The organism is Bacillus salipaludis, from assembly GCF_030938565.1.
In the GTDB taxonomy this organism is placed as follows: domain Bacteria; phylum Bacillota; class Bacilli; order Bacillales; family Cytobacillaceae; genus Neobacillus; species Neobacillus salipaludis_A.
Genome location: NZ_JAVGVR010000001.1, coordinates 5983443 through 6004307, shown reverse-complemented (window position 1 = coordinate 6004307; position 20865 = coordinate 5983443). Strand labels below are relative to the sequence as shown.

Here is a 20865-nt window from a genome sequence, read left to right as displayed (position 1 = left end):
GATGGATTTGGACAGCAGCATTATTGGATTAATGGGTCCAGAATTTACTTTTGAAGTAGAAAAACGACATATACGACAATTTGCTCAAGCAATTGGAGACCCCAATCAGCTTTACGTAGATGAGGAGTATGCCGCACAAACTCCTTACATGGAAATCATTGCCCCGCCTACTTTTCCGATTGCCATTGGTGCGGAAGGTGAAGGGATTGACTTGGACCTCAATCCAAAGAGAATGCTTCATGGTGAACAGGAATTTATCTATAACCGTCCGATTAAATCTGGGGACAGGTTGGTGTGTCAAATGAAAGTGACGGATTTATATGAACGAGAGGGAAAAAGCGGGAAAATGCAGTTTTTGGTGTTAGATACAGAGATGAAAGATGAAGGGGGAAATCTGGTAGTCATCAGCCGCACGAATATTATTTATCGGCCAAAACAATAGAATGAACCTTTTATTCTTTTAATCTGCGGTTCAAAAATAAATGAGCACCCTGCAAAAGGAGGGAAGATGAATGTTAGTATATGAAGATTTACAAGAAGGGCAGGTTTTACAGCCTATCATAAAGCCACCCGTGACAAAGGTCCAATTAGTTAAATATGCGGGAGCCTCTGGGGACTTTAACCCGTTGCATACCGATGATGCGTTTGCCCAAAGTATAGGAATGCCAGGTGTCATTGCCCATGGAATGCTGGTGATGGGTTTTTTAGGGGAATATGTTATGCAGCTTGCAGGCAAAACCGCAGAAACAACTAATTTTCGAATGAGATTTGGCGCTATGACTAAGCCAGGAGATCAAATTACCTGTTCTGCCATCATCCAAAACTTCTTTGAAGAAGATGGAAAACGGTTTGTAAGGTTAGCACTAAAAGCGGAGAAGGCCCCGGAAAAAGTTGTGGGGTCCGGTGAAGCGATTTTACGTTTTTTCTAAAATAAAGAGGGAGGTTTTCTTGTGGGATTGATTAAAGATCGCTATGCGATTGTTGGTGTAGGGGAAAGTGAGCGTTCAAAAAATTCAGGAACAACTCCGCTGCATTTAGCCTTAGATGCAGCAAGAGCTGCCATTCAAGATGCAGGTATTGAAGCGAAAGAGATCGATGGTTTCATGAGCTACAGTGAAAATGATTCTTGTACCTCTCATCAATTAGCCACATATTTAGGAGTTCGTCCTAAATATGTGAAAGATATTATGGGCGGCGGCAGCAGTACAGAAATGTTGATTGCCGATGCGATTGGATTAATTGAAACAGGTCAGGTCAATACCGTTTTAATTTATCGTTCGATGAATGGCCGATCTGGTGTCAGGATGGGAGGCGGCGGATGGGATGTAAATATGCTTCAATCTGCCATTGATGGAGGAAGCTTTATCATCCCATATGGTGCAGGAGGACCAAGTCAGTGGTTTGGAATTTTTGCAACAAGGCATATGCATGAAACTGGGCTTACGCAAGAACATTTGGGGCATGTATGTGTAAGCTTTTATGAACATGCCCAGCGGAATCCCAAAGCATTTTTTTATGGAAAACCGCTAACCATGGAGGAGTATAAAAATACACCTTATTTAAGTTACCCGTTTAATAAACATGACTTCTGTCTGGAATCAGATGAAGCCAATGCACTGATTGTTACTTCAGCTGAAAGGGCCAAGAATGGTAAATCAAGACCGGTGTACATTATGGGGATTGCGGCAAGACAATGTGTATCCCATGCGCATTACTGGTCAGATCTTTCGGAAGTTGCTGCGGATTACGTTGCACCTGAGGTGTATAAAATGGCAGGGGTTAAACCGGAAGATCTTCATGTAGCTTCCATCTATGATTGCTACAGCTGGGTGGTGTTACGCCAGCTTGAGGCTTATGGAATTGCTCCTCGCGGTCAAGTAGGAGATTTTGTTGCTGATGGAAATTTACGAATGGGTGGGAGATTGCCGAGTAATACAGCGGGTGGCATGCTTTCCGAAGGCTATACACATGGAATGAATAATGTTCTCGAAATTGTTCGCCAGATCCGCCACGATTATAAAGGAACAGACCGTCAAGTAGAAAATTGTGAGGTCGGCTTATGTACTGGCTGGGCGGGGCCAGATATTGCAGGGGCTATGATTCTTAGAAACTAGGAGGGTTAAGAATGGGATATCAAAAACCAATACCATTAAAAAATCAGGATAATCATCCCTTTTGGGACGCCGCGGATCGTCATGAACTTATGATCCAAAAATGTGAAAGTTGTCATCGATACCTGCATCCACCTGGCCCTGCTTGTGCAAAATGCGGCAGTACGGAACTTAGCTGGGTGAATTTTGGAAGTGACATTAAAGGAACGGTCTATTCTTACGTTATATCCTATCGTCCATTTCTTCCAGGATTTCAAGACAATCTGCCCTTAGTGATTGCGATTGTGCAGCTTGAAAAAGCCCCTGATATAAAGATAATCGGGAACATTCTCCATTGCAGTCCAGAGGATGTCAAGATTGGAATGAACGTAAAAATGACATGGCAGGATATCAACGAAGAACGCGCACTTCCGCAATGGATCCAGGTATAGTAAAAAGATTTATTTTTGAAAGGAGGAAATGAAGCAAATGGATTTTTCTTTTACAGAAAGGGAAGAAGCATTTCGCCAAGAATTACGAACATGGCTGGAGAATCATTTACCGGATGGTTGGCTTATGGGAAACAGGGAGCTACCAAAAGAGCGAAATGAGTATTCTCAATTCTTAAGAAACTGGCAAAAAAAATTATATGAGGGTGGATACGCTGCGATTGCTTGGCCGGAAAAATATGGAGGCCGGAATGCCAGTTTAATAGAGGAGATTATTTATCAGCAAGAAATGGTTCGAGTAAAAGCTCCGCCATTGGTTAATTATGTTGGGAATCATATGGTCGGACCTACATTGATGCAAATCGGGACAGAGGAACAAAAAGCTGCCTATATTCAGAAAATATTAACAGGTGAAGAGGTTTGGTGCCAGGGATATTCGGAGCCGAACGCAGGATCTGACTTAACTGCCATCCAGACCTCTGCAGTGCGGGATGGGGATCGTTGGAAAATTAATGGACAAAAAGTGTGGACGAGTTTTGGACACTTGGCAGATCGTTGTTTTCTTCTTGCAAGAACAAGCAAGGGAGAGAAGAAGCATAAAGGGATTACTGTTTTCCTATTAGATATGAAACAGCCTGGGGTGGAAACTCGGCCCATCATCCAAATGGATGGCAAACATGATTTTAATGAAGTGTATCTAGAAGACGCGATTGCTTATGATGCCGACATTGTCGGTGAGGTAGATGAAGGCTGGAAGGTAATGATTGCCCTCTTAATGCATGAAAGAACGGGAATCGGAGCCCAAGTCTTTACTTTGGAACAGCAATTTCAAGATTTAGTCGTTTTAACAAAAGAATTGCGAGAAGATGGCCAACCACTAATTAAAAATCCGTTTGTTCGTAACACAATGGTTGATTTATATACACGCTCAAGAGGTTCTCTTCTAAATTATTATCGAAATCTGACCAAGACATTAAAAAATGGGCATCCAGGTGCAGAAGGTTCCATGGATAAATTATTGGTTAGTGAATTAACCAAGGAATTATTTGCTCAATCTATGTCCATACAGGGGCATCAAGGTGTGCTATGGAAAGAGGATTCCCTAATCGGAGATTCGTATTGGCAAGAAGGTTTTCTTTATTCATTCGGTATGACCATTGGGGGCGGAACGAGCGAAGTTCAGAAAAACACGATCGCGGAGCGGATTTTAGGACTTCCTAAAGATATGGGAAGATAGTGAAAACGGGGGTGACAAGTCATGGATTTTTCATTAAATGAAGAACAAGAGATGTTCCGCAATTATGTTCACAAGTATTTAAATGATAAGGGGCAAACAAAAATTGCCCGGGAGTTTATTAAGGGTGAAAGGGAATTCTATCAATCTGTCTTTTTAGGATTGGTGGAGTTAGGCTGTACGGGTATCAATATTTCGGAAGAGAATGGTGGAATGGGACTTGGAGCATTGGATTTGGTTCCCATTCTAGAAGAGCTGGGCCGGAATGTGCTCCCGGGTTTATATTTAGAAACCAATGCATTTGCCGTACCTTTGCTGGAGAGATTTGGAACAACCGAGCAAAAGGAAAAGTACCTGCCTGCGGTTGCCGATGGAACGCAAACTTTTTCCCTTGCTTGGCTTGAACCGGGAGGTAGTTACAACCCATCAGATATAAGAATGACTGCTTCCTTAACGGGTGATCGAATCATTCTAAATGGAACAAAGACACTTGTTCCAGATGCCGAGATGGCGAATAGTTTGATCCTGCTTGTTCGTACGGGGGAGGGAGATGGAACTGAAGGGGTGTCACTTGTAATCCTTGATCAATCTGATCCCAAAATAAGGATTAAGAGACTAGCAAATATAGATGAAACACGCCAGTTAGCTGAAATTACTTTAGAGAATGTTGCCATCTCAAACGAGCAATTGATTGGGCCTCTTCATGAAGGCTGGGAGGTTCTGCAGAATGGATTGCTTTCGATCAATGCGGCACTTGCATCCGTGATGGTTGGCGGAATGGAGAAGGTCGTCGAAATGGCGGCCGAATATGCTAAGATTCGTGAACAGTTTGGCCAGCCAATTGGCCGTTTCCAGGCAATCAAGCATAGGATTGTCGATATGAAGCTGGATCTTGAAACAGCAAGATCCTTAGCCTACTATGCGAACTGGGCATTAGAAAGCGGGGCAGAGGATCGTGTACAGGCGATTTTCAGCGCCCGAATTTTTGCAAGCGAAGCCTTTAACCGTGTAGCAGCACATAATATTCAAATTCACGGTGGCATTGGTTTTACCGAAGAAATGGACTGCCATTTATTTGTGAAACGGGCACGCTTTTATGAAAATTACCTGGGAAGCACGCAAAGCTATTATGAAAAAACAGCAGCTGCATTGGGGTGGTGAGAGTAGATGAAAATCGTAAGTGAAATCAAGGAATACCAAAATCAATTGAATGGAAAAGCTGTGCCGGCATCATCCGGCAAAACCATTGATAGTATTGACCCGGCAACAGGTAAAGTGTGGGCAAAGGTGCCTGGCAGTTCTATACAAGATGCCGAAGAAGCGATTTCTTCTTCAAAGCAGGCTTTTAATGATTGGGCCGCCTTATCAGCGATGGAACGTGCGGCTTATCTAAGAAAAATTGGCGATCAGTTAGTCCGGCATGCCCAAGAGCTGGCCGCATTAGAAACAAAAGACATTGGTTGGGTCATCCGGGAAACAAGCTATGGATTGATTCCGGTATTGACGAGTATTTGGCATGATGCTGCTGGTGCAGCAGCCGTGGCAAGTCGGGGAGAAACGGTTCAGCTCGATTCAAAGAGTTTTGGATATACGCTGCGAGAGCCATTAGGGGTGGTGGTTGGCATTCTTCCGTGGAATGCACCACTCTTTACTTTTACGATTAAAGCTGCCTATGCACTTGCTGCAGGGAATACCGTGATTATCAAACCATCTGAGTTTGCATCCGTTTCTAGCTTACGATATGGCGAAATTTTGAATACAATTTTTCCCCCTGGAGTCTTAAATGTTGTCTCCGGTGATGGGGAGGTTGGCGATGTATTGGTTCGTCATCGGGATGTAAATCGGGTTAGCCTGACAGGATCAGTGAATACAGCGAAAGCAATTGTCCGTTCCTCTGCCCAGGCACCGAAACCACTGACTTTTGAGTTAGGTGGAAAGTCGCCTAATATTGTATTTGCCGACGCAAACCTTGAAAAAGCGGCTGAAGGCGTAACACTTAATGGCATTTTTACAGGAAACGCAGGGCAAATTTGTGTGGGCGGTTCAAGAATCCTGATTCAAAGGCCAGTATTCGAGAAAATGCTTTCTTTAATGAAAGAACAAATAGAGAAAAATATTAAGCTAGGATACCCGATGGACCCGGAAACCTCCATGGGACCGATTGCCAATAGTGTTCAATATAAAAAAGTATGTAACTATATCGAGTTGAGTAAAGAGGAAGGTGGAGAAATTATTGTCGGAGGCCGTTATGGGGGAGCTGCTCTGCTGCCAAACAACCCTTCATTTGCTGAAGGCTATTGGATTGAACCGACCTTGATTCTTGTTGGTAGCAATTCGCTTCGGATATGCCAAGAAGAGATTTTTGGACCTGTTGCAGTTGTGATGCCATTTGATACAGAAGAAGAAGCTCTAAAAATCGCAAATGAAACGGCCTATGGTCTTGGAGCAGGGGTTTGGACGACAAACTTAGACCGTGTTCATCGAATGATCAGAAAATTGGAATCCGGTAATGTGTGGGTCAATACGTATCGAAGAGTGGGACCAGAGCTGCCGTTTGGTGGTGTAAAGGAAAGTGGCTATGGAACGGATTCGATTCTAGAGAACACACGGGAAAAGACCTGCATTATCGAAATGGGGTAGAATGGGGAGCTTGTTCGTTCCCCTGTTTATACCGATAAAGATTATTGGAACATTTTAAATTGGAGGGGAAGTTATTGGAGGAGAAATTTATTAGAAGATCTTTTCACTTCTTATGTTTAGGGATTCTACTTGTCGTTTTTGCAGAGGCAACACATATACCGGCCTATCCTAAAATGCTTGAACACTTTCATTTAGGTGCAGGGTATGCAGTCTATATGCAATTGGGGTTTGCATTGGGGCTAACAGGATTCCAGCCCTTAATGGGATGGCTGTCCGATTCTTTTGGACAAAAAATAGTAGTGCTTTTTGGCGCAGGATTTTTGGCCGTTGGCTCCATTTTAGTTGCAGCAGCTCCTGCTTTTTGGGTTTTGGTAGTAGGTCTTTTCTTAAAAGGCTTTTCCGGTGCAGCCGTTATTCCTGCAGGTGTTTCCTTCGTAGGTAGATACTTTACCCAACAGCAACGTGGAAAAACGATGGGGATCTATGGGTTTTATACGGTAATTGGAGGACTTGCGGGGCCGATTTTAAGCGGAATCCTTATAGATCGTTTCGGGTGGAACTCTATCTTTTTCCTCTGCAGTTTCTTTGGTGTAATTTCCTTCCTGTTATTTGCACTAGGTGTTCCAAATGTAAAAGGCCAAAAGTCAAAGTCTTTCGATTTCTTAGGTGTAATCTTTGTATTCTTATTACTGGGAGGACTCCTGACCGTTCCAACCTTTATAAACAATTATGGAATTTCCTCTTGGATGTGGGTTCCAGCTCTCGTGGTTTCCATTCTTTCCTTCCTATTGCTATTAGCTGTCGAAAAAAAACAGAAGAAACCACTGTTAGACATCAAATATGCAAAAACAAGAACCTTCTGGGGTCCTTCGATCATTGCGGTGATTATGTATATGTCCTTTAGCAGTGTCATGTACGTTTTAACATTCTTTGTCCAGAGTGTGCAAGGGAAATCTTCAACCGTTGTCGGATTATTACAATTCCCGCTATTTTTGACAATGGCAGTAGCAAATATCATAAGCGGAAGATTAATGGGTAAATACTCCCCGCGCAGATTAATTGGTATAGCCATCGCATTATTAGTGGCAGGAGTCGGAATGTTATCGATGGCAAGAACCGCTACCTCCTTTATCTATTTATTTATTTCTATGAGTTTAATTGGATCGGCAATTGGAACGGTTGGTCCGGTAGTGAAATCGGTGATTGTATCAAAAGCGAGTCCAACCCGTCTAGGTGTTATTTCGTTTACTTATATTACGATAGAGAATGTTGCTTCCCGAGTCGGTGCCTCATTTGCCCTTGTCGCATTTGCTTTATTCTCGGCCGGAGGAAATGCCTCAAGCGCTCTTTCAACTACAGCTCTTTTATTAACCATTTTTACGGCTGTGTCGTTCCTATTTCTTATGTTCATTCCCAAAAAGAATGAGGAAAACGGAGAGGAAATGGTGGAAGTTATAGATCTTAATCAAGAATCCGAATCCACAACTATAGGTTGATAATGGATTTTAAACAAAGGCTCTTTTCTGAGAGATTGTTGTTTTTTAAATGAATTTTGGAAACGCAAACGATTAATAAATCGGTTGATTGGAAGGGAAATCGAGCAGCATTCGTTCCAATCAACCACTCTTTATTCAAGAACAACAAAGTTTACGAAAACAGCCTAAAAAGAAAAAGGGATTTTGTAATTTACTAGACTTAGTAAGCCAATTCAATAAAGGTGGGATGATTTTGAATATTTATGTGCTATTAAAAAGGACGTTTGATACAGAGGAAAAAATTTCTCTCTTAAATGGGAAAATCAATGAAGAAGGAGCAGAATTTATCATTAATCCCTATGACGACTATGCGGTTGAAGAAGCACTAAATGTGCGTGAATCACATGGTGGTGAAGTGACGGTTGTCACCGTAGGGAATGAAGAAGCAGAAAAACAACTTCGGACGGCACTAGCCATGGGGGCAGATCAAGCAATTTTAATTAACGTAGAGGATCTTGAAGACGGGGATCCCTATACAACTGCAAAAATTATTAGTAAATATCTGAAGGATAAAGAAGTTGATTTAATCTTTACAGGAAATGTAACTATTGATGGCGGTTCCGGTCAGGTTGGCCCCCGCGTAGCTGATATCTTAAATATTCCTTATATCACAACGATTACAAATCTGGATATCAGCGGTGCCCAAGTCACCGTTATAAGAGATGTCGAAGGGGATTCTGAAACCATTCAGTCTACAATGCCCCTATTGGTGACTGCGCAACAAGGGTTAAATGAACCACGTTACCCATCCTTGCCGGGGATCATGAAAGCAAAGAAAAAGCCGTTAGTGGAACTGGAGTTGGATGACCTGAATCTTGATGAAGATGAGGTAGAAGCTAAAACGAAAACCATTGAAGTTTTTTTGCCACCAAAAAAAGAAGCTGGAAAGGTTTTAAGCGGGGATTTGAAGGATCAAGTAAGTGAGCTTATCCAATTACTTCGTAACGAAGCAAAGGTTATTTAATTTATGTCAATGTATTCAAAATAGAAATTATTTTAATAGGGTAATAGGAGGGTGTTTTTATGAGCAGGAAGGTTCTCGTATTAGGAGAAGTACGTGACGGAACGCTTAGAAATGTTTCATTTGAGGCAATTGGGGCTGCAAAACTTGCTTCTCAAGAAGGAGAGGTAATGGGTGTATTACTGGGTGAGAATGTACAGCCGCTAGCAAATGAACTCATTCAATATGGAGCAGATCGGGTCGTTGTGGTAGAAGATGAAAAATTAAAACAATATACATCAGATAGTTTTTCACAAGCCTTATTTGCTGTGATTGAACAAGAAAATCCAGACGTCATTCTTTTCGGTCATACCGCACTAGGAAAAGACTTGTCTCCAAGAATTGCAAGCAGATTAAAATCCGGTCTCATCTCGGATGCCACTGCGGTTGAAGAAATAGCTGGAAACCTTATTTTTACCCGGCCAATTTATTCGGGTAAAGCTTTTGAAAAGAAAATGATTACGGATGGCCTTGTGTTTGCAACTATCCGTCCTAATAATATTCAGCCGTTACTGAAAGATGAATCCCGCTCTGGTGAGGTTTCCATCCTATCCACTCAAATAAAAGATTTACGGACGATAATTAAAGAGGTAGTCCGGAAAACAAGTAAAGGTGTAGATCTTTCCGAAGCCAAGGTGGTGGTAGCCGGAGGGCGCGGTGTGAAAAGCAAGGAGGGGTTTGAACCTCTAAAAGAATTGGCCCAAGTTCTAGATGGGGCTGTCGGTGCCTCGCGCGGAGCATGTGATGCTGATTTTTGTGATTATTCACTGCAAATCGGGCAAACGGGTAAGGTGGTAACACCCGATTTATATATTGCCTGCGGGATTTCTGGTGCCATCCAGCATCTTGCGGGAATGTCCAATTCAAAAATCATAGTGGCGATTAATAAAGATCCCGAAGCAAATATTTTTCAAGTAGCCGATTATGGGATTGTGGGAGATTTATTTGAAGTGGTTCCTATGTTGATTGAAGAATTTGCTGCAGTAAAACAATAAACCTACAAGAACTTAGGGAGTTGAAATGGTGAACCCATTATTAATCAATATAATCGCATTTACTTTAGTAACGGGTTACGCCCTTTGCTTGTTTCTATATTTAATCAAGACACGTTATGAATATATTAAACTTGGCCGCAAGCAGGAATTTGACCGCCGCTTTAAAGAAAGATTTGAACTGATAAAAGTAAATGTATTTGGGCAAAAAAAATTATTAAAGGATAAGAAAAGCGGCGTGATTCACGTCATGATGTTTTATGGTTTCTTATTAGTCCAATTCGGGGCAATCGATTTTATTTTAAAAGGACTTGTACCAAGGGCACATCTGCCTCTTGGTTCAGCCTATCCTGTATTTACCTTTTTCCAAGAAGTCATCACCTTAATGATCCTTCTTGCTGTAGCTTTGGCCTTTTACCGGCGTTATATTGAAAAGCTGACCCGCTTAAAACGTGGTTTTAAAGCAGGCCTTGTCTTGATTTTTATCGGTACTCTCATGCTTTCTGTCCTATTTGGAAATGGCTTCTCAATTATTTGGCATGGTCATTCACCATCATTGTCCGAACCTGTTGCTTCCTTCCTTGCGATCTCTTTTAACTGGATCAGCCCGTCGGCAGCAATGACCTTATTTTATATTTTTTGGTGGATTCACTTGTTTGCATTACTTAGCTTTCTTGTCTATGTACCGCAGTCCAAGCATGCCCATTTAATTGCAGGGCCGGTAAATGTGTTTTTCAGCCGTTTAACCTGCCCAGGCAAGTTAGAGAAGATCAATTTTGAAGATGAAACGCAGGAAACCTTTGGTGTTGGTAGAGTCCAGGATTTTAAACAAACACAGCTCATTGATTTATATGCTTGTGTGGAATGCGGACGTTGCACAAATATGTGTCCGGCAACGGGGACAGGGAAAATGCTCTCGCCAATGGATTTAATTGTAAAACTGCGTGATCACTTAAACCTGACAGGGGCGGCGATTACCTCTAAATCTCCGTGGGTGCCAGGAATTGCTTTTTCTCGCACAAAGGGCAATCAATTGGCCTCGATGGCTCGAACAGACGGCAATCAAGAAATGGCAGCAACACTTGAACATCTACCTAACTTAATCGGAGAAGTAATCACCGAGGAAGAAATATGGGCTTGTACCACTTGCCGAAATTGTGAGGATCAATGTCCCGTTATGAATGAGCATGTCGATAAAATTATTGACCTTCGCCGCTACCTTGTTTTAACAGAAGGGAAAATGGATGGAGATGCCCAAAGGGCAATGCAAAATATCGAACGGCAAGGAAACCCTTGGGGATTAAATCGGAAAGAAAGGGAGAATTGGCGCGGGTTACGAGAAGATATTAATATCCCTACTGTAAAAGAGTTGAGAAAACAAGGAGAGGAATTTGAATACTTATTTTGGGTAGGTTCAATGGGTTCGTTTGATAATCGCAGTCAAAAAATTGCTCTTTCGTTTGCAAAACTTTTAAATGAGGCAGGAGTCAAGTTCGCCATATTAGGCAATAAAGAAAAGAATTCAGGGGATACAGCCCGAAGGTTGGGAAATGAATTCCTATTTCAGGATTTAGCTGCTGCGAATATTGAAGAATTTAAGAAAAACGATGTAAAGAAAATTGTAACAATCGACCCTCATGCTTTCAATATTTTTAAAAATGAATATCCAGACTTTGGTCTAGAAGCAGAAGTATATCATCATACCGAACTTCTGGCCAAGCTTGTGAAGGAAGGGCGGCTTATTGTGAAAAAAGCAGTAAATGAGACGATCACCTTTCATGATTCCTGCTATTTAGGCAGGTATAACGAAGTATATGACCCTCCAAGGGAAATCTTAAAAGCAATCCCAGGTGTAAAGCTTGTAGAAATAGAGCGCAACCGTGAGAAAGGGATGTGCTGCGGGGCTGGAGGAGGACTTATGTGGATGGAAGAAAAGTCTGGTAGCAGAATTAATGTTGCCAGAACGGAACAGGCAATGGCAACCAACGCTACTACCATTTCCAGCGGATGTCCTTATTGCTTAACCATGATTAGTGATGGAACCAAAGCCAAAGAAGTAGAAAATGAAGTTAAGACCATGGACATTGCGGAAATTTTAGAACTAGCTATTTAAGCCACCCTATAATTCGCTCTTTTTTGGTACGAAGGATTATAGTTGCAAGATAAAAAAAATATTGCTAGAATTTAGATGTCTAATATTTAGATATCTAAATATATTTTCAGGGAAAGAGGTCTTACGAATGAGATTACTAGGGAAAATTGCAATTGTTACCGGAAGCGCCTCAGGAATTGGAAGAGGTATTGCTCTTGCTATGGCCAAGGAAGGGGCACATATCGCCATTGTCGATGTGAATGAAGAAAAAGGAAAACAAACTCTTGAAGAGATAAACCAATATACAGAGGGTATGCTTTTTATTAAGGATATTTCAGTCAAAGAAACCGTATATACAATCGTAGAAGAAGTGGTTAAGAGATTTGGAAAGCTAGATATTATCGTTAATAATGCGCATGTATCGAGTCAAGCGCCATTTATTGAAACCACACAGGAGCTTATAGACTTGTCTTTTGGAACGGGCTTTTATCCGACATTCCATTTCATGCAGGCAGCCTACCCTGAATTGAAAAAATCAAGGGGTAAGGTGATTAACTTTGCATCTGGTGCTGGTCTTGAAGGACAGGTCACCCAAACGTCCTATGCGGCGGCAAAGGAAGCCATTCGAGCTATTTCCCGCGTGGCAGCAAATGAATGGGGCCCAGAAGGAATCAATGTCAACATGATTTCACCTATCGCCCTTACACCAGGTGTTGAACAATGGCGTGAGAGTGCTCCACAATTATACGATGAGATGATTAAGAAAATTCCGCTCCGCCGGCTTGGAGATCCTGAACAAGATATTGGTAGAGTAGCAGTATTCTTGGCAAGCAGTGATTCGGATTATATTACCGGTCAAACCTTCATGGTTGACGGCGGTTCAATAAAATTACGCTAAAAGCTTGAAAAAGGAGTTTTCAAAAATGGGAAGAGTACAAGATAAGGTGGCGCTGGTTACCGGCGGAGCCTCAGGTATAGGATTATCCTCAGCGACATTATTGGCCAAGGAAGGGGCCAGAGTTGTTATAGCTGATTTCAATGTTGAGGGGGCAAAGGAGGCAGTAAACAAGATCAAAGCCCAAGGTGGAGAGGCGGCAGGTATTTTTCTCGATGCCGGTGATGAAACTTCCATTAAAGAAGCAGTTGAATTTACGGTTGAGCACTACGGTAAGATTTCTGTTCTATTTAATAATGTTGGTGCAACCAATTTGAAAAAGGATTTAGATGTTGTAAACATGGATCTTGATGAATGGGACCGACTAATGAATCTGAATTTAAGAAGTGTGCTGCTTGGAAGCAGATTTGCCATTCCGCATATGATCAAAGCTGGTGGCGGCTCGATTATCAACACAGCATCCATGGCAGGCTTTTTCGGCGATTCGATCCGTGCGGCATACGGGGCATCAAAAGCTGGTGTTGTTAATCTGACAAGATATTTGGCGGCCCAATACGGAAGACATTTTATTCGATGTAATGCCGTGGCACCAGGTTTAATTTTTACACCTGCTGCCCAAAATAATATGCCGCCTGCTGTATTGGATATCTTTGCGAAATATAATGCCCTGCCATATCATGGTGAACCTGATGATATCGGGAATACGGTTTTATTCCTGGCATCAGAAGAATCTAAATTTATTACTGGGCAGACGATTCAAGTAGAGGGCGGACATTATATTGCCAACCCAACAATTTCGGATTTTGAAGAGTTTATGAAAAAAAAACAAGGCTAATCTAAATGGGCAATTTGGATTTGCTGGCTTCATAAAATTTACCTTAGGGAGAATTGAAAATGGGAAGATTAGATCAAAAAGTGGCCATTATTACAGGAGGAGCCTCCGGGATTGGTGAACGGATGGTTGACTTGTTCAGCCAAGAAGGGGCCATTGTCATCGCTGCAGATATTAATGAGGCAGCACTTGAAAAAGCGAGCCAAAAAGAGAACGTATATGGGATGAAATTAAATGTTGCTTCTGATGACGACTGGGAAGCATTAGCAAAAGAAGTGAACGACCGTTTTGGCAGAATTGATATTCTGGTCAACAATGCTGGGATATCTTCAGAAAAACCATACCAGGAAATCAACTTTGAGGATTGGCAAAAGATGCTATCCATTAATGGTTTTGGTCCATTTGCCGGCATGAAGCATGTTGCACCTTACATGGCTGCACAGAAGAAAGGTTCCATTGTAAACATTTCTTCCTATACGGCCCAAATTGGACAGGGTTTTAATCATTATTCAGCATCAAAAGGGGCAGTGCGGGCGATTTCGAAAGCAGCGGCAACAACCTTTGGCAGCCAGGGAGTACGTGTTAATACACTATTTCCAGGAATAATTGAAACACCGATGACCCAAGCTTTAAGTACATCAAAAGAACTTCTTGGACGTCTCATTCAAGCAACGCCGCTTAGAAGGTTAGGGAAGCCAGAAGATATTGCAAATGCAGCTTTGTTTTTAGCTTCTGATGAATCATCTTATATTACAGGTGCAGAATTGGTGATTGACGGCGGATTTTCTGCACAATAATATAATGGAGAGCCCCTGTTGATAGTAGGGGCTCTTACCTTTAAATTAGAAGGAAGTTGTTATACATAATGGCAGAACAAACTATTTTTGAGTTAATTCACTTAATGGATAAGGTGACGAATAATTTAATTATTCAGTGGAATAAAACGTTTAACGAAGACCTCGGTGTCTCCCATATTCTTGTACTTGGGCACTTGAAGAAATATGGAAAAAGTCGTCCATCCGATATTGCAAAAGCATTGGGATTGACCCCTCCGACGTTGACACATTTAACTGAAAAAATCGTGCAAAAAAATTTGGCCATTCGACTGAATGATGAGTCGGATCGGAGGATTGTTTATTTGGGAATTACGGATAAAGGAATTGATATGCTAGAAAAGGCAAATAAAGAAGGGGAAATACTGCGAAAAAACCTTTTTGAAAGATTAACCGAACAGGATAGGCAACAATTATTAAAAATATATACAAAACTCAGTTCAGAAAAAAACTAAATCCATTTTAAAGCGGCTAGCACTTTGAGGAATTCTCTTATCGTGCCGGCAGCTTTTTTGTTTTGAAAACATTTTGGGGGGCAGAGAGCTATAAAACTCTCTGTCTTTTTTATTTTTGATTAAGTTAACATTCAGATAAATTTAAATAATTAAAAATAATGAAAGATAATTATTGACTGAAAACGCTTTTAGGCTTATTATTGAATCAAACATAACCAACACTTAACCAAAACATTACAACAAATAGACAAAATAGTCACCATCTTCGATTGTGTTGGTAAGTTATTAAGAGATTGCCAAATTGGTTAAATCATTAACTAATAGATACTAAATGAAATTTTCAAGGAGGAAAAAATCATGACTGAGGTAGCTACAAAAGTAAGAACCATTAAAAACTACATAAACGGTGAGTGGGTTGAAAGCAACACAACCAAATATGAAGACGTCTTTAATCCAGCAACAAAAGAAGTAATGGCTCAAGTACCACATTCCACAAAGGAAGATGTCGAACTAGCTGTCGAGGCTGCGAAAAAGGCATTCGAAAAATGGAAAGACGTTCCAGTTCAAAAACGTGCAAGAGTTTTATTTAACTTCCATCAATTATTACAAGAAAACGCAGAAGAATTAGCGCGTCTAATCACAATCGAAAATGGTAAAGCCCTAACAGAAGCAAGAGGAGAAGTTCTTCGCGGGATCGAAAATGTTGAATTTGCTGCAGGTGCTCCAACGCTTATGATGGGTGATTCGCTCACAAACATTGCAACAGATATTGAAGCAACTAACTACCGTTACCCAATCGGTGTTGTTGGTGGAATCGCGCCATTCAACTTCCCAATGATGGTACCTTGCTGGATGTTCCCAATGGCCATCGCAGTTGGTAATGCGTTCATTCTAAAGCCATCTGAAAAAACACCGCTTCTAGTAGAAAAATTTGTTGAGCTATTTGAAAAAGCAGGACTTCCAAAGGGTGTATTCAACGTCGTTTACGGTGCCCATGATGTGGTAAACGGCATACTAGATCATAAAGAAGTAAAAGCCATCTCCTTTGTAGGCTCAAAGCCAGTTGGCGAATATGTGTACAAGCGTGCAAGTGATAATTTAAAACGTGTTCAGGTTTTAGCCGGTGCAAAAAACCATGTTACGGTACTAAATGATGCTGATCTTAATGATGCGGTAACGAATATTATCGGCTCAGCATTCGGTTCAGCCGGCGAGCGCTGCATGGCAACTTCTGTTGTAACCGTAGAAGAAGGCGTCTATGATGCATTCGTAGCAAAACTGGTTGAAAAATCAAAAGAAATTACAATGGGTAACGGTTTAGATGATGGTATTTTCTTAGGACCGGTCATTCGTGAAGAAAACCAAAAACGTACGATTGGCTATATTGAAAAAGGTGTCGAAGAAGGAGCAAAACTAGCACTCGATGGACGTGAACGTGTTCTAGAAGAAGGTTACTTCGTTGGACCAACCATTTTTGAAGAGGTAACAACAGACATGACCATCTGGAAAGATGAGATTTTTGCTCCAGTATTATCGGTAGTAAAAGTGAAACACTTAAAAGAAGCAGTAGAAATTGCGAACCAATCTGAATTCGCAAACGGGGCTTGTATTTTCTCAACCAATGCTTCATCAATCCGTTACTTCCGTGAAAATATTGATGCAGGTATGCTCGGAGTAAACTTAGGTGTTCCTGCACCAATGGCCTTCTTCCCATTCTCTGGCTGGAAGTCTTCTTTCTTTGGTACCTTACATGCCAACGGAAAAGACAGTGTTGATTTCTTCACTCGTAAAAAAGTGGTAACTGCACGCTATAAAGCACCAACATTCGAATAAAAAAAGTAGGCTTTTAAAATGGAATGAACAGTATGAGTTCTGTTCATTCCCATCCTTTTCATAATTAAGATTTTGACTCTGAGAATTGTCCAGCTCCAGCGCCTAGCCCCTCGAGGTCGCTTCGGCCCAGCCGATGAAGTCAAAGAACGACTTCACCGTCTGGTCCTCCAGCGCTTGTCGGGGCTGAACAAGGCGCTTGCGCTTTTCTAATTAGAATAAGGAAAATGAGAGGTACTCAAAATGAGCAAATTACTTCGCAAACCAATTAAAAATGAAGCTGCACCAGGAGTTACGATTGTTCACGATGTGACAGAACAAAATTCTTCATTAGAATATGTTGGTTTTAAGGTTGTCGATCTCGCTCCAGGCGCTAAATATTCAGAAGAATTAGGCAATAAGGAATGCTGCATTGTCGCTTTAACGGGAAAAATACATGTGACAGATGGTGAACAAACATTTGAAAACCTGGGCACGCGCGAAAGTGTTTTTGAAAAGAAACCCACGGACAGCGTTTACGTCTCCAACCATCGCAACTTTGAGGTAAAAGCAGTGACAGATGCTAGAGTGGTTCTCTGCTATTCCCCATCAGAAAAACAATTACCAACCAAGCTAATCAAGGCTTCTGATAACGGTATCGAACATAGAGGCAAATTCAGCAATCAGCGCCTCGTTCATAATATTTTACCTGATTCCGACCCGTCTGCTAATAGTTTACTAGTTGTAGAGGTTTATACCGAAGCAGGAAACTGGTCGAGCTATCCGCCGCATAAACATGACCAAGACAACTTGCCTCTCGAATCATTTTTGGAAGAAACTTACTACCATGAAATGAATCCGCAGCAAGGTTTCATCTTCCAACGAGTTTATACGGATGACCGTTCCCTAGATGAAACCATGGCAGTCGAACATGGTGATGTTGTTCTTGTACCAGTAGGCTATCATCCAGTAGGTGTTCCTGATGGCTACACTTCCTACTATTTAAATGTCATGGCTGGACCAACACGTATTTGGAAATTCCACAACGACCCCGATCACGAATGGATCTTAAACCGGTAAGGAGCTGTTTTCGAACATGAAATATCTATTTAATGAAGAAAAAGAGTACGACCTCATTGCCATCGGCCGCGCCTGCATCGATTTAAACGCGGTTGAATACAACCGTCCAATGGAAGAGACGATGACGTTTTCAAAATATGTTGGCGGTTCCCCGGCTAATATCGCGATTGGTTCATCCAAACTGGGCCTGAAAGCCGGTTTCATCGGGAAGCTTGCCGATGATCAACATGGCCGTTTCATCGAAAGCTATATGCGCGGTGTCGGCATCGATACCTCCAATATGGTTGTTGACCAAGAAGGTCATAAAACCGGTTTGGCTTTTACAGAGATTAAAAGTCAGGAAGAATGCAGCATTTTAATGTACCGCGAGAATGTTGCGGACCTTTATTTAAAAGCTTCCGAAGTCAATGAAGATTACATAAAAAAGGCAAAAATCCTGCTTGTTTCCGGAACAGCACTATGTAAAAGCCCGTCACGTGAAGCAGTATTAAAAGCAGTAGGCCTTGCCAAAAAGAATGATGTGAAGGTTGTTTTTGAGTTAGATTACCGTCCATATTCATGGGAATCCGTTGAAGAAACATCTGTCTATTATCAATTAGTCGCCGAGCAATCCGATATTGTCATCGGGACCCGGGATGAATATGATGTGCTTGAAAACAAGCTCGAAGGTAACAACGAAGAAACGATCAACTATCTATTCCAACATTCTCCGGAACTCATCGTCATCAAGCACGGTGTCGAAGGATCTTATGCCTTTACAAAATCAGGGGAAACCTTTAAAGGTCATGCATATCTGACCAAAGTGTTAAAAACATTTGGCGCCGGTGATTCCTATGCCTCTGCTTTCCTTTTCGCCTTATTAACAGGCAAGGAAATCGAAACGGCCTTGAAATATGGAAGTGCATCGGCTGCGATTGTTGTCAGCAAGCACAGTTCATCTGAAGCGATGCCAACCGTAGCAGAAATCGAACAATTAATTGCTGAAAGAACGGAAAAGGTTGAGGTGAAATAAGCCGTGGGAAAAATTCGATTAACAACCGCACAAGCTTTAATCAAATTTTTAAATCAACAGTATATCCATGTAGACGGTCAAGAGTTTCCATTTGTAGAGGGTGTTATCGCTGTTTTTGGTCATGGAAATGTCCTTGGCATGGGGCAGGCACTTGAACAAGATCCTGGACACTTAAAAGTCATCCAAGGAAAAAATGAGCAAGGGATGGCCCTTGCCGCGATGGCTTACGGTAAACAAATGCTCCGCCGAAAAATATATGCTGTTACCACCTCCGTAGGTCCTGGTTCCGCGAACCTTGTAACAGCAGCGGCAACTGCTCTTGCAAATAATATTCCGATGCTGCTCATCCCTGGAGACACGTTCGCAACGAGACAGCCGGATCCGGTCCTGCAGCAATTTGAACAAGAATACAGTGCAGCCGTGACCACCAATGATGCCCTTAAACCTGTTTCAAGATATTGGGATCGCGTGACTCGTCCTGAACAATTGATGTCCAGTCTAATCCGTGCATTTGAAGTGATGACAGACCCGGGTAAAGCAGGCCCTGCGACGATCTGTATTTCACAGGATGTAGAAGGTGAAGCGTTTGATTATGATGAGAAATTTTTCGAAAAACGTGTTCACTACCTTGACCGCAAAGCTCCGGTAGACCGTGAATTAAAGGGTGCAGCGGAACTGATTAAGGCAAGCAAAAAGCCGTTGATTTTAGTCGGCGGCGGTGCAAGATATTCAGGCGCACGCGATATATTAATGAAGATTTCCGAAAAGCATAATATTCCTTTAGTCGAAACCCAAGCTGGAAAATCAACAGTAGAATTTACCTTTAAAAACAACTTGGGCGGCATGGGTATTACCGGAACATTGGCTGCCAATAAAGCGGCGCGTCAAGCAGATCTTATTATCGGAATCGGTACAAGATATACGGACTTTGCTACTTCCTCTAAAACTGCATTCGATTTTGATAATGCTAAATTCTTAAACATTAATGTCAGCCGCTTGCAGGCTTATAAATTAGATGCTTTCCAGGTAGTAGCTGATGCAAGAACAACATTAGAACAATTGGCACCATTGTTAGATGGATACGAAAGCGAATTCGGTCCAATGATTGAAGAATTAAAAACGGAATGGTTAGTGGAACGTGACCGTTTAAGTAAAATCACTTTCAGTCGTGAGAATTTTATTCCGGAAGTTAAAAACCACTTCTCACAGGAAGTACTAAATGAATATGCCGATACGTTAAAAACGGAATTTGTTCAAACAACTGCACTAATCACTATCAATGACATTGTAAATCCAGACAGCATTGTGATCAGTTCAGCAGGATCCCTTCCTGGTGACTTGCAGCGGGTGTGGAATCCAACTGTGCCGGAAACCTATCATCTAGAATACGGCTACTCTTGTATGGGCTATGAAGTATCCGGTGCATTAGGAATTAAATTAGCAGCGCCAAATCAAGAAGTATATTCCCTTGTAGGTGATGGCAGTTTCTTAATGATGCATTCCGAGCTTGTTACAGCGATTCAATATAATCAAAAAATTAATGTTCTTCTATTTGATAATTCTGGATGGGGATGTATCAATAATCTACAAATGGATCACGGCAGCGGCAGCTATCATTGTGAATTTAGAACCCATGACAATAAAGTCCTTAATATTGATTATGCGAAAGTGGCAGAGGGATATGGGGCGAAAGTATACCGTGCAAATACAGTTGATGAATTGAAAGCAGCATTAGAGGATGCGAAGAAACAAGAGGTTTCTACTTTAATAGAAATGAAAGTGCTGCCAAAGACGATGACAGATGGTTATGACAGCTGGTGGAATGTAGGCGTTGCCGAAGTTTCTAATAAGGAAAGTATTCAGCAAGCGTATGAATCCCGAAAACAGAAACTAGAAACAGCAAAACAATATTAAGAG

The 20865-nt window shown here is 41.7% G+C and carries 19 protein-coding genes; all 19 read left to right on the top strand.

Going from position 1 to position 20865, the window contains the following annotated elements; translation table 11 throughout:
* The first annotated feature begins 1 nt into the window (after position 1).
* The 19 genes from RCG21_RS29810 to iolD all read left to right on the top strand — a co-directional run bounded on the left by RCG21_RS29810 (position 2) and on the right by iolD (position 20862).
* Positions 2–442, top strand: coding sequence for a MaoC family dehydratase N-terminal domain-containing protein (locus RCG21_RS29810; RefSeq protein ID WP_308914138.1), 441 nt, complete (start codon positions 2–4; stop codon positions 440–442).
* Positions 443–512: 70 nt separating this feature from the next.
* Positions 513–929 (top strand): MaoC/PaaZ C-terminal domain-containing protein, encoded by a 417-nt coding sequence (locus tag RCG21_RS29805; protein WP_308914137.1) that lies wholly within the window; start codon positions 513–515, stop codon positions 927–929.
* 21 nt (positions 930–950) lie between these two features.
* Positions 951–2114 (top strand): thiolase C-terminal domain-containing protein, encoded by a 1164-nt coding sequence (locus tag RCG21_RS29800; protein WP_308914136.1) that lies wholly within the window; start codon positions 951–953, stop codon positions 2112–2114.
* 11 nt (positions 2115–2125) lie between these two features.
* Positions 2126–2542, top strand: a complete 417-nt coding sequence (locus RCG21_RS29795) for a Zn-ribbon domain-containing OB-fold protein (RefSeq protein ID WP_308914135.1) — start codon at positions 2126–2128, stop codon at positions 2540–2542.
* Positions 2543–2579: 37 nt separating this feature from the next.
* Positions 2580–3776: an acyl-CoA dehydrogenase family protein gene (locus tag RCG21_RS29790; protein ID WP_308914134.1), complete on the top strand. Its 1197-nt coding sequence runs from the start codon at positions 2580–2582 to the stop codon at positions 3774–3776.
* Positions 3777–3797: 21 nt separating this feature from the next.
* Complete coding sequence (locus RCG21_RS29785) at positions 3798–4934, top strand: acyl-CoA dehydrogenase family protein (RefSeq protein WP_308914133.1); 1137 nt, start codon at positions 3798–3800, stop codon at positions 4932–4934.
* Positions 4935–4940: 6 nt separating this feature from the next.
* On the top strand, positions 4941–6413 hold the full coding sequence (locus tag RCG21_RS29780; RefSeq protein WP_308914132.1) for an aldehyde dehydrogenase family protein: 1473 nt from the start codon (positions 4941–4943) through the stop codon (positions 6411–6413).
* Between the two features lie 74 nt (positions 6414–6487).
* Positions 6488–7909 carry an MFS transporter gene (locus RCG21_RS29775; protein ID WP_308914131.1) on the top strand — a complete coding sequence of 474 codons (1422 nt, stop codon included), beginning with the start codon at positions 6488–6490 and terminating at the stop codon, positions 7907–7909.
* Positions 7910–8141: 232 nt separating this feature from the next.
* On the top strand, positions 8142–8912 hold the full coding sequence (locus RCG21_RS29770) for an electron transfer flavoprotein subunit beta/FixA family protein (RefSeq protein ID WP_308914130.1): 771 nt from the start codon (positions 8142–8144) through the stop codon (positions 8910–8912).
* A gap of 59 nt (positions 8913–8971) precedes the next feature.
* Entirely contained in the window at positions 8972–9943 is a 972-nt protein-coding gene (locus RCG21_RS29765; RefSeq protein ID WP_308914129.1) for an electron transfer flavoprotein subunit alpha/FixB family protein, read from the top strand.
* Positions 9944–9968: 25 nt separating this feature from the next.
* The gene (locus RCG21_RS29760) at positions 9969–12053 is read left to right on the top strand and encodes a (Fe-S)-binding protein (protein ID WP_308914128.1); all 2085 of its coding nucleotides are present in this window, start codon (positions 9969–9971) and stop codon (positions 12051–12053) included.
* A 127-nt stretch (positions 12054–12180) separates the two neighbouring features.
* Positions 12181–12930 carry an SDR family NAD(P)-dependent oxidoreductase gene (locus tag RCG21_RS29755; RefSeq protein WP_308914127.1) on the top strand — a complete coding sequence of 250 codons (750 nt, stop codon included), beginning with the start codon at positions 12181–12183 and terminating at the stop codon, positions 12928–12930.
* Positions 12931–12955: 25 nt separating this feature from the next.
* The gene (locus RCG21_RS29750; protein WP_308914126.1) at positions 12956–13762 is read left to right on the top strand and encodes an SDR family NAD(P)-dependent oxidoreductase; all 807 of its coding nucleotides are present in this window, start codon (positions 12956–12958) and stop codon (positions 13760–13762) included.
* Between the two features lie 59 nt (positions 13763–13821).
* Complete coding sequence (locus RCG21_RS29745) at positions 13822–14556, top strand: SDR family NAD(P)-dependent oxidoreductase (RefSeq protein ID WP_308914125.1); 735 nt, start codon at positions 13822–13824, stop codon at positions 14554–14556.
* A gap of 68 nt (positions 14557–14624) precedes the next feature.
* The gene (locus RCG21_RS29740) at positions 14625–15047 is read left to right on the top strand and encodes a MarR family winged helix-turn-helix transcriptional regulator (protein ID WP_308914124.1); all 423 of its coding nucleotides are present in this window, start codon (positions 14625–14627) and stop codon (positions 15045–15047) included.
* A 357-nt stretch (positions 15048–15404) separates the two neighbouring features.
* Positions 15405–16880 (top strand): CoA-acylating methylmalonate-semialdehyde dehydrogenase, encoded by a 1476-nt coding sequence (locus RCG21_RS29735; protein ID WP_308914123.1) that lies wholly within the window; start codon positions 15405–15407, stop codon positions 16878–16880.
* Positions 16881–17120: 240 nt separating this feature from the next.
* Complete coding sequence (iolB, locus tag RCG21_RS29730; RefSeq protein ID WP_308914122.1) at positions 17121–17936, top strand: 5-deoxy-glucuronate isomerase; 816 nt, start codon at positions 17121–17123, stop codon at positions 17934–17936.
* A gap of 16 nt (positions 17937–17952) precedes the next feature.
* Positions 17953–18948: a 5-dehydro-2-deoxygluconokinase gene (gene iolC, locus RCG21_RS29725; RefSeq protein ID WP_308914121.1), complete on the top strand. Its 996-nt coding sequence runs from the start codon at positions 17953–17955 to the stop codon at positions 18946–18948.
* A gap of 3 nt (positions 18949–18951) precedes the next feature.
* On the top strand, positions 18952–20862 hold the full coding sequence (iolD, locus tag RCG21_RS29720; RefSeq protein ID WP_308914120.1) for a 3D-(3,5/4)-trihydroxycyclohexane-1,2-dione acylhydrolase (decyclizing): 1911 nt from the start codon (positions 18952–18954) through the stop codon (positions 20860–20862).
* The last annotated feature ends 3 nt before the right edge of the window (positions 20863–20865 follow it).